The following is a 16,046-nucleotide window of genomic DNA, read 5'->3' as shown; positions in this document are numbered from 1 at the left end:
CTGTTTGTTTTTTGCACTAATTGAAAGTTAGTTGAAAATATAAAAAATACAAACTTTGGGGTGGGTGTCCTTTTTATTTTCTTACTTAAAGTTATGGCTACCATTACCTTTCCAATGATTTGTTTTATAAAATTGAAACCCCTTAGTTTTCGTCGCTGCAACCCAATATGGCGAGTATGGTGCTACTAGGCCAGAGAAGTCAGATACAGAGCCAGCAACTCCTGCAAAGTAATTGGTACCATTGAGTAGCTCTTCTGGAATATTTCTATCTTCAAATCCACTAACATTATTAGATAACGGCGTGTTTCCGTCGCTAGGAATATTTGGAAACAAGCTGTCATTATTACTACGCTCACTTCTTGTTTTACCTATTGAGCCCTGTGAGCCTATATCCATAATTGATGAGTTACTTCTGTTGTTTGAAGTTGAACCTTGCTTTTGTTGACTTCCGTTTGATGAGGCAGACTTGCTTCGCTCATTTGAAATAGGGGAATTCGGATTGTCTGAATTTCCATCTCTACTTGAATCACCAGTAGCAGAGCTATCCTGAGGATTACTTTGTCCGGAGTCACCACAAGGATTATTTGCAGAGCAGGTAATCACAATTTCCAAAGGCTCTGATTCATACCCACTCGGATCCGTCCCCGCTAACGGGTTATTCATTATATACGAATATGGATTTATCGACTGGCTATTCCCCGGTGCTTGAATCACTGGGTCCACACTCATAAACCGCCCAAGGTTATAATCGTACACCCGCCCGTTCATATGAATTAACTCTACATCATCCAAGTGCTCGTGGTCGGTAAAACCTCTGCGTGTTTTGGCCTTATCTAAGTCATCCAGTTTTGAATTACCATACGCCTTTAACCCGCCACTTGCCAGCCTAGGTTTACCAAATGGGTCGAAGTTTCGCTCGGCTTCTACTTGGCCGTTGTGGTCGGTGAATACCCGTGCACTGCCTAGGCGGTCACGATGAGTATAACGGATTGTAGCACCTTCACCGGTAGTTTGGCTTATTACCGCAATATCATCGATGTACGCACGCCATGTGGTTTTGCTGCCGGTTATTTCCTCTTCATACAATTTATCACTGAAGAAAGTAGTGACACTGCCGTTCACTTGCTTAAAGCGCATGTGCTCTGGGCCATACGTAAAGTTTAAGGTTTTACCGTCTTTTTTGATTTGCGTCGGCTTATCCATTGCGTTATACGTTGCGCTGGTTAAGCCATCACCTTTGGTCATGTTGCCACGGGTATCGTAGCTAAATGACTTCCAACCGCCACTGCGCTCTGGTATTTTCTTCAGTTTCTGCTTAAATAAGTTGACAGGCAAAAAGAAAGACCTGACCCCATTTTTTCACTGGCAAAGGCTTGCTGCATATTGAGCAGGATAGTCAAAGCGCCCGTGAGCAATTGGTGAAGCACTGGAAGGCTTACACCGAGGCCAATCCAGACAAAGACACCCTAATCATGGCGCAGCGTTGGAAAGACGTAAAACCCTTAAATGATTTGGTGCGCACCGTCTATCAGGAGCAAGGAAAACTGGGCACAGAGAACATCCTAACCGAATGCGTGGTATCCAATCAGAGCCTGTATTTTGCGTTCTCAAAGAGCGAGCGCGTGCGCTTTACCAAGAACGACTATAAGCGCGATTTCACCAACGGTGAGCAAGGCACCATTACCCAAGTGCTGCAACAAGGGGATGATATTCGCTTTACCGTCAAGCTCAATAGCGGTCGTACGGTGAGCTTTTACCAATCGGATTACAGCGATGAACAAGGCAGGCTGCAACTGGTGCAAGCCTATGCCAGTACCGTCTACTCAAGCCAAGGGGCTACCGTGAATGGTGATACCTTTGTGTTGTATACCACCGCCATGGACAGAGCGGCAGCCTATGTGGCCGGAAGCCGTCATAAAGACAACTGTCACTGGTTCGTCAATGGCCAAGAGCTGGATGCCCAAAGTGGGCAAGCCGACAAAGGACAAACACCTGATATGGCCACACAGCTGAAAACTCTAGCCCGCTGCATGAGTATCAATAAGCACAAGGCCATGGCCAGTGAATACATTGCAGAGCAAGAGGCAGAGCAGGAAGCCACCAAACAGACTGAGCAATCTAATGATAACGAGCTGGCTGCCTAGCTTTCGATACAACAAAGCCCACGTGTGTGGGCTTTGTCTTACTTAACGCAACGACTTTACTCGATAACAAACTTCACAGGTAACACAAAGAACATCACTAGAGGCATCACGATAGTGAGCCAATAGATAAGGTCTAACTTTGCTCTCCTTGAAACAAAAAAGCCTATTAACCAAGCTAATGTAGATACCGCACCGTAACCTACAAACCAAAGTAGAGCAAATGAACCTATTCCTTTTCCTGTATAAATGAACTCCCAGCCAATAATAATAATAGCCAAGAAATTCAAAGCACTAAAGGCAATCGCAAACCAATATAAAATCAGTGATAATTTGTTTTTTAAGTCCATTATTGTTACCTCAAACCCGAGTTATACAAGTCTTTGGCAAGCTCTCTTCGCCTTGCTTGCCCAGCCGCTCCACTTCCTGCGTAATAGAAATGCCCAGTTCCTGTGACCTGTTGATAAAATAATTGTGGAGCCGAAGTAACAACACTAAAGCCGCTCATCCCAGCCCTTATAGGATCAACTTGAGCAGCTAAATCGCGCACAATAACATTCCTAATTCTGGGATTGTTACGTAAGGTTGTCAAGAACTCAGATGTGATTGGCGAGCCTATGAGAACAAGATTATCTACTGTTCCCCCTTTGAGTGTCCTTGTCATTGCAACGTGGGCGGCGACTAATGAGCCATAAGAATACCCAACTAAGTTAAGTTGGCCTTGACCATCTCCTTGGCCTTGAAACTTCTCTCTCATGGTTATCAGTTTCTCACTGACATCAACTTCTTCGTTTAGAGCCAATACCCCAACTATTGCGTCTGCGTATGTGGTTCCTGACCATTCCTCACGATTTATAGCATGAACATCAGATATTCCAGCTTCCTCAAAGGATGTGACCATGTCTGCAATGTAGTCGCCGTCCATACCTGCTCCACCAAAGAAGTATGTGCCATCGTGTGACTTTCTTTCGCTTGATTCAGCAGGCTTGCCAACATTTTCTTTACTGATATTGCCTTGTGACATGAGATCCACGGTATTGCCATTTTTCATGGTGGCTGACATACCGGTGATCTGAGCACCATTACCCAACTTGCTAGCAGCATAACTTGCTACATTTCCAGCAAAGTTACTGTGTTTACTGTTCATTGATTTTGTGGAAACTTCTCCTGTATCGGTGTTCGTCACCTCAACATCAACACAAGATTTAATTCGCGTACCAGTTTCAGCCGCGCAGTAACCTGTAGGATCGGTTCCAGCAAGTGGATTGTTCATGATGTAACTGTACGGATTAATGCTTTGCGAATTGCCCGGACTTTGTATGAAGGGGTCTACAGAAAGGAACCTACCCAAATTGTAATCATACACCCGCCCGTTCATATGAATTAACTCTACATCATCCAAGTGCTCGTGGTCGGTAAAACCTCTGCGCGTTTTGGCTTTATCTAGGTCATCCAGTTTTGAATTACCATACGCCTTTAAGTCGCCACTTGCCAGCCTAGGTTTACCAAATGGGTCAAAGTTGCGCTGTGCCTCTACTTGCCCGTTGTGGTCGGTAAATACACGTGCACTGCCTAAGCGGTCGCGGTGAGTATAACGGATTGTAGCACCTTCTCCCGTTGTTTGGCTTATTACTGCAATGTCGTCTATATACGCGCGCCATGTGGTTTTTGTGCCCGTTATTTCTTCTTCATAAGATTTATCACTGTAATAGGTAGTTACACTGCCGTTCACTTGCTTAAAGCGCATGTGCTCTGGGCCATAGGTAAAGTTAAGTGTTTTACCGTCTTTTTTGATTTGTGTAGGTTTATCCATCGCGTTGTAGCTTGCACTAGTTAAACCATCACCGCTGGTCATGTTGCCACGGCTATCGTAGCTAAATGACTTCCAACCGCCACGATACACACGCTTAACCGCATTCGGGCCACCTGTTGAACCCGTCGTGTAATCGTACTGGCTTGCATAGTCTGATTTAGATAACAAGTTACCTACAGCGTCATAACTGTAACTGGTGACTATATGATTATCCACCAAGTTACGCTCTAGGCGATGTAAGCTATCGTACTCATAGGTTTCAGTAAATTGATGTTGGTCAATCCCCACATTACCCGTGGTAACATTCACGTGCGTTAAGTTACCAAAACCATCATACCCTTGATAACTAATGTTCATCAGGTTATTGCTGCCTTTGGCGACCGTTTTTAACAGTATTTGGCCATTTTTGTTGCTGTACGATGCGGTTTCTGACGTGCCATTACCTTGGTCAGCAGCGGTAATATTACCAAACACATCTTGCTCATTAATGGTTTTATACACATAGCCACTGGCGGCATTCTTCACGTTATTTTGATAACCTGAGTCTGTGTAACCGTATTCAATGGTGAGGTTATTTGGGTAACGAAGCCCTTTTACTCGGCCATAGTTAGCATCATAGAAGGTCGTTGTGGTATAGGATTTACCATCACCGTTAATTGTTTGTGTGGTTGGTCGGCCGCGGTTATCAAAGCCAAATGTTTTGGTAATGCCATTACCTGAAGCTTGATTTAACTGCCCTAAGCCATAGCTTGCACCATCATAGGTATAGGTGAGTGTATTTTCACCTGTCGCGGTGCGCCGTGTTACACGGCCTAATACGTCGGTGATATAAGTGAGTGTTTTACTGCCACCCCGTGCTTCTTTTTGTAGCTCACCAAAGCCATTGTACTCGAAGTTAGTGACCCCTTGGTTGGGGTCATTCACTTGTGTTTTACGACCAAAAGCATTGTACTTAGCTACAATATTATTGCCATTGGCATCTTGAATAACAACAGGAAGCCCTTGGTTGTTATAGCTATAACGCGTTACACCATTATCAGCATCCTCGGTCTCCATCAGCTGCTTTAAGCTATTATAGGTGCGTGACATATCAAGCACTTTACTTTCGCAATCTTCCGATGCAGTTATCTCGGTTTTTAATCCCGAATAAGCATAGGTGGTGGTCATATCACCGCAATGTTGATTCGTCACTTTTTCAGTTAAGCGGCCCAACACATCATAGCTGCTATAACTCACGCCATAGGCAGTAGCACCGCTTTTATAAGGTACTGACTCAAAGGTTTTATAGCCTTTTTCATTGTAGGTAACATCAGTGAACACCCAGTCGCCATTAAAGTCCTCCACTGCGGTACGCAGTACACGACCTAGCGTATCTTGATAAACTTTTTGTGTCGGCTGGCCTGCTACACTTTGCAGCACTTGTAATACCGCATAGGCAGGGGCTTGTTCGTCAGGTAATTGTACCGCGGTGTAAACAATGGGCTGCCCATCTGTTTTGCTACTATAAGGACGATTGTAATCATCATAGGTGTAAGTCGTTGTAAGGTAGCTAGTCCCACTCAATTGTTGCTGTGTTTGTGTGACTTGCCCTGTTGCTGGATTTACTTTGGTATAACTAATATGCCCTTTTGCATTAGTTTGCTTGTAAGGAAAATAGCCATCGCTTGCCGCACTGGTGCCATTTTTACTGTACGTGGTTGAATTAGTGCGCGTTTGATTCCCCCAGTTACCACTGCTATTACGCACCGATGCTGTTTGGCTTACCTGTGTTGGTAAACCATAGTCATTAAAGGTTATGGCCGTTGTACTGCCTCGGCCTGACGCTGCCCCCGCACTTTGACCTGTCACTGCAATATTGCCAGCTTGCCTATTAGCATGGAAGTTACTGTATGTGAACGACGTATCAATTTTAGGGTCTAGTGCTGCTGCATTTGTAATTGGGTCATTTTCATTTCGCCTTGTAATCGTATACTTGCTCACTGTTTTATTGGTTAATTTATCAAGCCACCAATCATCTTCATTATATGCATACGTATTGGATTCAGAGGTTTTGTATGCCCCCCATTCATCTGTTTCTTGTGTATTACTCGCCTTAACATTGCCGTACTGGTCAATACTGGTAATAGATTTTATTGTCGAGGTAACTTGTGTTTTAGTGGCTGAATTAGCGATGTTAATATTTGTATCTGGCAGCCGAGTAATCCTGGTTGAAGTTTTAGGGTACACGCTATAAACACCTGATACTGCGTGACTTGGATTGTCTTGCCATATAATTTCTTGGTAGCTAAGTGCATCCGTTTCCGCTGTAGCAGTGCCCAATAAATCATAAGCATCAAAATCTTCACTAGCAAAAGTTGCTTGGCGTTCTAGTTTGCCTTGGTACGGAAACACCTGATTAAAGTCTGATTGGGTAACAATGCCCTTAGTAACATTTTCCTCTACTATGGATTTAAAGCCCATAAAGCCGCGACCTTGAGCATTATAAACCGCTCCTAAATAAGCATACTTTTTCTCGTCTAAGCTCCCTATGCCATTACTTTGTTTGAAGTTTGTAACTGTATACATACTTGAAGCAAAGTTCTGATAACCAGGTGCATGATTGTTTCCTAATTGATAATGCCCAGAACTACCTATAATACCACCTTGTCCAGAGCTCAAAGGCAAGTATTCCCAATAACTTTCAACACCTAATGAATTTTTAATAGATGTAACTAAGTTTGTTGGCAAATAGTTAGTATTTGTATTCCCTACCCCTGTATTATAATTAACATATATCCCATATTTATCTTCATAGTTCGAAAACGCAGTTCCTGACGAATCCCCTTCGAAGTAAGTGTTGTCTTTTATTCGATGAAGGAAAATAAAGCTACTCAGCCCAGTTCCATAAGCATCGATAAATGCTGATTCATACGCATTACCAATTAAGTTACTCTCAACAGATTCAATGGTTACATTGTTATCTATTGATAGATTCAAACGATATGCATTGAACTTATAGATGCTATCATCATTCCCTTTACCGGGAATTGATACCTCAGGACCACTCGTTGATACCCTAACTCCCTTATCATAAATTTCATCGCCACAAAAGGGTTCTTCTCTGAAGGATGTGCTCGTAATCATTACCTTTTTATATACACAACCAGTTAAAACTCGCTCTCCGGGTAACAACAACTCAGCTTGACCATCCCCATTAATATCAGCAACTTTAATAGCGCCATTAAATCTAGGAGTATTACGGGTTATTGGCTCACCATCTGAACCAATTAATACCTCTGTTCGAGTCTGTATAGGGTTATTTACTATCGTATATCCTTCTGAAAATATTCCTGCCCCAAAATTAATTCTAGCAACAAGCACTACCTCTCCATCGACTAAACTCCGCCAACCAAGCCAATCAGGGAGAGAATCGTTGTTAATGTCTATAAAATAACTAAATACTTGGCTAAATTGGTCATATTCACTCGATACAAAGCTGAGTTCTAGATGGCGAAATACTATTTGTGTACCAATTACATTATTTTCAAGTAAAAACGTTGGTAACGGCTGCGTGAAAGGCAATTCTCGGTTAATTCCGGTACTTGCAATAATTATATCAGGAAGCCCATCGCCTGTTAAATCGCCATTAAACTCAGCTACACTCTGCAATGCTGGTGAACCATGCTTGGTAACCGTCGAGTGAGTGTAAATGTCAATACCTTCCGGGAAAGGATCACTTATATCTTGAGAATGAAGGTACAGTGTCATTTTAGGAGTAGATGTGGAAGCATTAAATGTCACGATATCCGGATATGAATCTCCATTATAATCATCTATATTTAATATTTTATTTTTAACATTATAGAGTATAGAGCTTTCCGGTAAGTATACATTTGTCGATACCGTTTCAGCACCGATATATTCAATATTTAACTTATCATTAACTACATACCACTGATCAGATAATCCATCTTGATTAAAGTCTGCTTGTAAACATTGCTGCTGTCCTGTGTATGCACTTTCGATGCACTGTGTAAATTCAGCTTCATGTGTACCAACTTGATTACCCTCTGCATCGACTAAAATACTATTCCAATCCCTTACTCCATCCCCATTACTATCTCCTCTTGGTAAGTAGAGGCTAAGTAAAGATACATCCTGATATAAGAACTCATTACCTACAGTTCCTAAAGGTTTCAAATTATAGTTCTGCTCACCTCCTGACCATTCAAGTTCAATTGTTCTTAATAAGCATCGATCATAAATACAAGATGTAACTGACTCCAATGTACTTAAGTAGCTTGCAGCCTGACTGTACCTTAATTCAAATCTCTGAATTTCTTTCTTTGTGCCATTATCACTGATAGTTGTACTTATTTCAGATAATATTCGTGTATTTACCGTCTTGCCTCCGTAAATATAAGCAACAGCCCGATTATTGATTAGCTCATAATCAAATATAACTGCTCGACCACCATATGTGTTAACCGAATTACCTGTATATAAAATCTCTTTTATTAGCTTTTCACCAACCCCAAACTCTTCATACTCATAATGAATATAATTTTTTCCAGTTGCATCATGTTGATATTCAATCAACCACGAATAAGTCGCACTTTTGCCACCGTGCACCAATCTTGAATCCGCTGTTTTCCCAAAATACGCAACTCGACCATTTTTATACTCAGCTTTAAACCACGTTGAAGTGCCGTTGAGCGTACCACTTTGCGTTACACGCACAAAACTATCAATTTCGGTGCGGTATTCTGTGTCTGACTCTCCGTAAACACCTGATGTGGCAATCAAACGTTGGCCGTCTAAACAAAGTCGGTCATTACTGTTATATTGCGGGTTTTGGGTGAAGCCATCTTGAGCATAGGTTGCGGCGCAACGGGTTATACTGGAACCTGCCGATAATGACCATCCAACACCCGCAATCCCATTTCCACTGCGAGATGAATAATTAAGTGATACTTCAGGCTGCATACCTGCACGCCCAGTGGGAAGTTGAATTGGAATATGGTAGGTTGCAGCACCACCGCTCACACCAGCTTGGCCTTTTATTGCGCCAATGTTATCAACAGTGGGGGCATCTACACTGGAAAAAGCCGAATCTGCCAGTGAATTATTTGATATGTCGGCATATTCACTCTGATGAATGCGATAATCATTGAATTCAATATCACTATCTACCCACCCTAAGGAAGTAGCTTTTGCACAAAGTTTTGCATCACTGTCGAGTACCACTGGTGTTGAATAACTTAACCATGCACCACTCACGCAACTAGCACCATGTTGTACTAGCTTATACTGCAAGTTTGCATCACTATTATTAATAGATAAAGTGACTAATGTGCCAGCAATTATCTCACTAACGGCTGGTGATATACTTGGTTTCTCTAACTTAAAGTTGAAATCGGCATAGCTTATGTTGCTATCCAGCCACCCTGATTTGGTTGCTTTATAACAAACGCGCTGGCTCTTGATCAATGTGACTGCTGAGGTGTAATTTAACCAACTACTGTCGCTACATGTGGAGCCTACCGAGGCCATTTTATATTTAATAGCAGCGCTTTGCGGATTTGAGATTGAAAACTGTGTATTGGTAGAGTATTGACCACCATTCGGAGTGATGACTGGGCTCGTAAGTTTAAATTTCAAATTAAAATCTTTATAGCTAACTGAGCTCGAAGATTGCCCTGCTAATATGACTCTCGAGCATACCCTGCTACTGCCGTTAAGCTTAAAGGGAACGATATAAGTTCTCCATAAACCAACATCACAACTTTGTTGGTAATTCAAAGTTTTATATTCCACAACACCAACATTATAAATTCGCTGATGTGAATAAAACCCTGTTTTTTCGTATTGGGTATTGTTTAATGTAATCTTACTGCTGGATGATATTGTTCCTCCAGAAGGAGTCATTAAAGGATAAGCTAATGGCTCTAACAATGTAAAAGATTGGGAGGTACTGTCACTATCTAACCAGCCTTGTTTTTTCGCATATGTACAAATTTTCGAACTGCTAGAAAGAGTAAACGGCAAACTATATAACTGCCAACCTTCTGTGGTAGAGCAGCTGTCAAATTCACTACTAACTTTGAAATATATTTCATTCGTTTGCTCAGACTGTAATGAAACTTTAGTACCATCAACCAAATATTGCCCCGCAGGATATATGCTTACGGGGTCAACTTTAGGCACGATCACTGCGCCAAGTTTATTTAGAGCAGGACTATAAAGGTACTCGCTATAGTACACAGGCCCAGAGAAAGAGCTTTGCTTTACACGTATACGAAACTGAAAACTGCTATGGTTCGTTACTATATATTCATAATTACGAGTATCTCTCACTGTCGCTAAATGCCTGTAAGTGGCATTATCTTCTGAAACGCTTATCTCAAAAGCATTGTTTTTTGCACATCCTTCCGGACACACAGGAACAGGCGCATAGTTGTAATTTAGTGCTGCCGCTTGGCTTGTAGAAACCGAAAAAGATTCATTCCCACCACTAAAAGTCCCCCAGCGCCAGCTTATAGTAAACCTTCCAGATTCGTAAATGTAGTTAAAGGCCATAGGGGGTTCGAGTAACTGATAACCTACTTCATCAGCCGTTACTGTTTGACTAATAATCAGTAATAATAAAAAATGCACGCTCTGTTTTATTGTTTTTATTAATCGAGTCATTATTTGTATTCCTATATTGGGTGCAAATAATACGTCATACCCCTTTTAAGGTGCAATAATCTTTATTATCATTTTTTTACTTAAAAATTACAAAGTGATAATTTCTTATGTTATTAAGCATAAACTAAGGTGTGACGACAACTCTAAACAATCTCGTTAAGTTACAAAGCACTTATTGCAGCAGATAAGTTCATTGATAACAAGATAGAGATTTTGACATCTAGTTTTTTAACTTGAAAAATAGCTAACGTTGTTAGTGCTTTATTTAGCCCGCGAGAATGATTTAATATTTAAGTTGATTGGTATTAGCCATACTCGTACCCTCTTTTTCAGTTTTGCTTTGGAAACAAAAAAGCCTGAAATAAATTCAGGCTTTTGAGCAGGCTAACATTAACTTATTCGGCTATTTCTTTAAAGAAAGCTTTTCGCCTTTAAGTGACTTTCGTACACCTGATATACGTGAGCGATTTTTAGCTCTTGCTTCACCGGTTGCTTGTCCTGAAGGTTTATTTACACGACTACGACGAAGGTGTGAAGGCTTCTTGCCAATTTTATCAATTAAAACTTCGCGGTTACTCACTTCATAACCTGCTAGATATTCACGCTTAATTTTTTGGCCAATTAACGTTTCAATTTCAAAAAGCATGTTTTCTTCTTCACGGCTTACAAATGAAATTGCTTGGCCTTGATTACCAGCGCGCCCTGTGCGGCCAATACGATGAACGTAATCTTCAGCAAGCCACGGTAAGTCAATATTAATAACACGAGGCAAGCCATCAATATCAATACCTCGCGCAGCAACTTCAGTTGCCACTAATACACGAACCTTACCTTCTTTAAAGTCTCTTAATGCACGCCGACGATTTCCTTGGGTTTTGTCACCGTGACACACAGCTGCAGGAATACCATCAAGGTTTAATTCTTTAACTAATTTATCTGCCGTGTCTTTCATGTTTACAAACACCAGCACTTGCTGCCAATTTTTCTTGCCTATAAGCTCAGATAATAGCTCTTGTTTACGGCGCTCTTCCACAGGGTAAACCACGTGGTGAACGGTCGCAGCGGTGCTGTTAGTTTGATCAACTCTAATAATTTCAGCTTGCTTTAATACTTTACTGGCAAATTGTTTAATTGCCGAAGGGAACGTTGCTGAAAACAGTAAAATTTGGCGTTCTTCAGCACATCCATTTATCACTGTTTGCATATCAGTAATAAATCCCATATCTAGCATACGATCGGCTTCATCAAGCACTAAATGATTGACCTGCGCGAGGCTTAAATTACCAAGACGAATATGATCAAGTAAACGCCCTGGCGTTGCAACAACGATATCAGCCCCTTCTTTTAAGCCATTGGCTTGACCCGCAATGTTAACGCCACCAAATAAGCACACTGTTTTAAGTGAAGTGTATTTAGCAAAATCTTTAATATTGTTCGCGATTTGTTCCGCAAGTTCACGTGTAGGAGCAAGTACCAATGCACGTGGAGCGTTTGTCGCTGTATGCTCAACTTCAGATAGTTTTTTGTATAATAGGCAATGAAAATGCAGCTGTTTTACCTGTGCCCGTTTGAGCACTGGCTAAAACATCTTTACCTTTACGTACTGCAGGAATAGCGCCACGTTGAATGGGCGTGAGGGTGTGATAGTTAAGTTCGTCTAACGCCTGAATAAGCTCAGGGGCAAAACTAAAAGATTTAAAATTCATGCTGTATAACCTACGGCCACATTATCAAGGGTCGCAAATTATACAGCAATTCTGTGGCAACAGTTAGTTATAACTTAACTAAAGTGCCTTTTAATGCAACGCCGGCCATGATTGTACCTGCGCCACACTCATATTCAGTGCTACTAACAAATTCACGTTTTTTATAATAAGACTGAATATTAACAACGGCGTTCATTCCTTCTTTAACTGCGCGCTCTTGCAACGCTTTTAAAGCACTGAGCATAACCCACTCACACGCCTCCTGGTCACTTTTATTAAATGCATTGGTTTTTTTATTCGTGATCACTTCGCCGTATTTACTACTCTCGCTACCATAACTTTGATCAGCAAAGTAAAGAGGCACATCTAATAGCGCACTTTTGGCTTTGCTCGTTTCTAACAGTGACTGAATAGGATATTTACCTATATCGTCACGTGCTTCAACCGCAGTGACTGTTAGCATTGATGTAGCTAATAATAAGCTTGTCATTAATTTCATTTTATATTCCTTCTTTGGTATAGAACTTCCATGCAACTCCAAAACCAAACGAGATACTACTATCTTGTTTCACTAAGGGACTACGTTGCTGTTTACTTTGAGCTAGATGGTGATATTTAATAAAACCACCTAGCCAATATTTTTTACTATCAAAATTAAGCCCCAACGACATATCAGCGCCAGAATAGCCCGACTGACTGTTAAACTCAGAACGTGCATTATGTGTATCTAATGCAGATATACCATAATAATAATTTAAGTAACGGTCATCGGCAAAATTAGCATTTGCTCGTATACTGGTAGTAATTTCATACGTTGGCGTAATAAGCACAGGGCTCTCATAATAAACACTCGGGCCATAACGCCAACCGACGTTAGTCACTGAGCTAAAATCAGTTGCCATAGCTTTACGGGTAAATAAGCCAATATAAAATTGCTCTGCCGCTTGGGGATCACCTTTAAAGTAATAATTTAACGAAGGTCCAAGTTCAAATACCCAATCTAAATCATCCATGCCTTCACGTGCTTGATTGTCTTCACTGTCTACAGCAAGGCTCACACCCGCAGATATATCTAGGTGTACATTATCAAAATGCCATAAGTAACCAGTAAAGCTGTTACGGTCCACATCTAACTCATCACTTTGATAACGAACATAAGGCACTGGCATTATGTATTGTTCACTTTGATCAGAGCCTAAGTAATGAGGAATATCAGCCATAAAGGCGCCGCCACCAATTTCCAGTTTAGCAGCAGCCACACTCACCGAACTGTATAAACACAGCGAAATCAACAACCACGATATATTATTCACTTTTGAAGCGCTTAAATATTAATGAAGTATTGATGCCGCCAAACGCAAAGTTATTGCTCATTACATAGTCAGTGTTGATTTCTCGACCACACTCTGTGATGTAATCCAAAGCTGCACATTCATCGTCCACTTCGGTTAAATTAATTGTTGGGGCAAACCAGTTATCAGTCATCATATTAATACTTGCCCACGCCTCTATCGCACCACACGCACCTAGAGTATGACCAAGATAGCTCTTTAATGAACTGATAGGTTTAGCGCCTAAGGCATTAAAGGTGGCTTGACTTTCAGCAATGTCACCTCGGTCCGTTGATGTGCCATGCGCGTTAACATAACCAATTTGATCGGCAGATAAATTGGCATCTTGCAACGCCATCTCAATCGCAATTTGCATTGTGCCCGATGTTGGTTGCGTAACGTGTTGACCATCAGAGTTACAACCAAAGCCAACTATTTCGGCTAATATAGTTGCCCCTCGGGCTTTAGCATGCTCATATTCTTCTAAAATTAAAGTAGATGCCCCCTCACCAATTACCAACCCGTCACGCCTTTTATCAAACGGCCTGGGTGTCAATTCAGGGCTATCATTTTGGGTACTTGTTGCATATAAAGTATCAAACACTGCGGCTTCTGTAACACACAGCTCTTCTGCACCGCCTGCAACCATGAGTTTTTGTCGGCCAAACTTTATCGCTTCAAATGCGTAACCAATACCTTGAGAGCCGGATGTACAGGCCGAGCTTGTTGTAATCACTCGCCCTTTAATACCAAAAAACACGCCAACATTAACCGGGGCTGTGTGCGCCATCATTTGAATATAGCTGGTGGCTGTTACTCCATTCATTGAGCCTGTGTCCATCATACGGCCAAATGATACCAGCGGTGCCGTAGAGCCAATTGACGAGCCATAAGACACTCCAGTCGAACCATCGGTTAATGCAGGATGATCAAGAAGCTGAGCTTGCTCAAGAGCACGTTCAGTGGCTAAGGTCGACATTAAAGACACACGCCCCATTGAACGCACTTTTTTACGTGAGTAATGAGCAGGACGGCTAAAGTTTTCTATTGGGGCTGCAAGGTTGGTATTTAAGCCATCAATATACTCCCATTCCTTCATTCGTTTGACTGCATTTTTACCTGCGACCAATGCGCTTTTAAAATCACTCCAGTTATCGCCCAAAGCGGTGATAGATGACATTCCAGTAACAACTACTCGTTTCATTACGCCATACCACCATTTACTTGAAGAACTTGGCGGGTGATGTAACTGGCCCCGTCAGACATTAAAAACGACACCGCCGCAGCCACTTCCTCTGGATTACCCATGCGATTGGCGGGGATCATTTTTGTCATTTCTGCAATCGGTAGATCGTCGGTCATTCCGGTATCAATCAAACCAGGTGCAACACAATTAACGGTAATTTTTCGCTTTGCAAGCTCAACCGCAAGTGCTTTAGATGCGCCTATGACGCCCGCTTTTGAGGCACTGTAATTGACCTGACCACGATTGCCTGCCACACCAGACACTGACGACATAGCAACAATACGTCCACCCTTTCGCGTTTCTGACCATCGGCATAACAAGAGGGTGTAACACATTATAAAAACCATCTAGATTGGTGTGCACTACACTATCCCACTCTTCATCTGTCATTGCTGGAAATGCAGTGTCTGCGGTGATCCCTGCATTACAAACAACGCCATAAAATGCACCATGGGTTTCAACGTACTGCTCTAAAATTGCTTTTGCTGAGGCCCTGTCTGCTACATCAAACTGCAAGATATCAACATCTACACCCAACGCAGCTATTTCAGCTTTAACTTGCTCTGCCGCTTCTAGACCTGAGCGGCAATGCAGGCTAATATTAAACCCATCTTTAGCTAATTGTAGAGCAACTGCCTTACCAATTCCTTTACTTGAACCGGTCACTAATACTCGTCTTGACATTACATTTGCTCCGCTAAAAATTGTTCTGGGTTTTCAGGTTGAAATACATTAATTTTTGCTTCTACTAACAGGGTATCCGCTTGTTTAATACTACATTCGAAAGCACTTAATCCGTTTGCTTCGCTGTATAGTTTTTCTACTTTGATCGTTAATGTGCTATTTAAAGCAAAACGATTACAGTGCATTTTATATTTACGACTACTCACTAAAAAACCAATTTCTACTTTTGCGCCATTATCAACTTGGTTAGCGTTGGCGTAAGCAGCGATTGCTTGCGCCATATACTCAATGCCGACATGGCTGGCGACGCTTTGGCTATCGGCATCATAAAAGTTGCTATGTGGTGTAATAGTGACTGAGCAAATTCCAGTATTTTCATCGTAACTATCTAAGCTATCGATCAAAATCATGGGCGCAGTATGAGGTAAAATAGTTTCAATTGGGTGCACAGGCATC

At 41.7% G+C, this 16,046-nt stretch carries 8 protein-coding genes and 2 pseudogenes; 1 reads left to right on the top strand and 9 read right to left on the bottom strand.

What is annotated here, in order from left to right; translation table 11 throughout:
- Positions 1-81: 81 nt before the first annotated feature.
- Positions 82-1,335, bottom strand: a complete 1,254-nt coding sequence (locus tag ACU8V8_RS07740; RefSeq protein ID WP_446889367.1) for an RHS repeat domain-containing protein — start codon at positions 1,333-1,335, stop codon at positions 82-84.
- Between the two features lie 38 nt (positions 1,336-1,373).
- On the opposite strand from ACU8V8_RS07740, the gene ACU8V8_RS07735 reads away from it, so the two are divergent.
- A complete protein-coding gene (locus tag ACU8V8_RS07735; protein ID WP_446889366.1) occupies positions 1,374-2,144 on the top strand; it encodes a hypothetical protein in 771 nt (256 codons plus the stop codon).
- A 56-nt stretch (positions 2,145-2,200) separates the two neighbouring features.
- Here ACU8V8_RS07735 and ACU8V8_RS07730 read toward each other — a convergent pair whose 3' ends face one another.
- The 8 genes and pseudogenes from ACU8V8_RS07730 to ACU8V8_RS07695 form a co-directional block, all read right to left on the bottom strand.
- Entirely contained in the window at positions 2,201-2,491 is a 291-nt protein-coding gene (locus ACU8V8_RS07730; RefSeq protein ID WP_446889365.1) for a hypothetical protein, read from the bottom strand.
- A 5-nt stretch (positions 2,492-2,496) separates the two neighbouring features.
- Positions 2,497-10,623 carry a SpvB/TcaC N-terminal domain-containing protein gene (locus ACU8V8_RS07725; RefSeq protein WP_446889364.1) on the bottom strand — a complete coding sequence of 2,709 codons (8,127 nt, stop codon included), beginning with the start codon at positions 10,621-10,623 and terminating at the stop codon, positions 2,497-2,499.
- A gap of 403 nt (positions 10,624-11,026) precedes the next feature.
- A pseudogene (locus ACU8V8_RS07720) lies at positions 11,027-12,329 on the bottom strand (DEAD/DEAH box helicase).
- A 67-nt stretch (positions 12,330-12,396) separates the two neighbouring features.
- A complete protein-coding gene (locus ACU8V8_RS07715; RefSeq protein WP_087532134.1) occupies positions 12,397-12,828 on the bottom strand; it encodes an excinuclease ABC subunit A in 432 nt (143 codons plus the stop codon).
- Position 12,829: 1 nt separating this feature from the next.
- Positions 12,830-13,642, bottom strand: coding sequence for a MipA/OmpV family protein (locus ACU8V8_RS07710; RefSeq protein WP_290208430.1), 813 nt, complete (start codon positions 13,640-13,642; stop codon positions 12,830-12,832).
- The gene (locus ACU8V8_RS07705) at positions 13,635-14,864 is read right to left on the bottom strand and encodes a beta-ketoacyl-ACP synthase (RefSeq protein ID WP_446889363.1); all 1,230 of its coding nucleotides are present in this window, start codon (positions 14,862-14,864) and stop codon (positions 13,635-13,637) included. The genes ACU8V8_RS07710 and ACU8V8_RS07705 overlap by 8 nt, the downstream gene beginning before the upstream one ends.
- A pseudogene (fabG, locus tag ACU8V8_RS07700) lies at positions 14,864-15,590 on the bottom strand (3-oxoacyl-ACP reductase FabG). Before fabG ends, ACU8V8_RS07705 begins: the two are co-directional and overlap by 1 nt.
- Positions 15,590-16,045 (bottom strand): ApeP family dehydratase, encoded by a 456-nt coding sequence (locus ACU8V8_RS07695; protein WP_087532138.1) that lies wholly within the window; start codon positions 16,043-16,045, stop codon positions 15,590-15,592. The pseudogene fabG and the gene ACU8V8_RS07695 overlap by 1 nt, the downstream one beginning before the upstream one ends.
- Position 16,046 lies beyond the last annotated feature (1 nt).

It is taken from the genome of Pseudoalteromonas sp. SaAl2, assembly GCF_052947895.1.
Note: the sequence above shows the minus strand (reverse complement) of the source record. Positions and strands in the feature narration are given on the sequence as shown.

Bases quoted from the DNA above. Each gene is read 5' to 3' on its own strand.
- ACU8V8_RS07730 (WP_446889365.1), bottom strand. From the start codon at position 2,491: ATGGACTTAAAAAACAAATTATCACTGATTTTATATTGGTTTGCGATT.
- ACU8V8_RS07725 (WP_446889364.1), bottom strand. From the start codon at position 10,623: ATGACTCGATTAATAAAAACAATAAAACAGAGCGTGCATTTTTTATTA.
- ACU8V8_RS07715 (WP_087532134.1), bottom strand. From the start codon at position 12,828: ATGAAATTAATGACAAGCTTATTATTAGCTACATCAATGCTAACAGTC.
- ACU8V8_RS07705 (WP_446889363.1), bottom strand. From the start codon at position 14,864: ATGAAACGAGTAGTTGTTACTGGAATGTCATCTATCACCGCTTTGGGC.
- ACU8V8_RS07695 (WP_087532138.1), bottom strand. From the start codon at position 16,045: ATGCCTGTGCACCCAATTGAAACTATTTTACCTCATACTGCGCCCATG.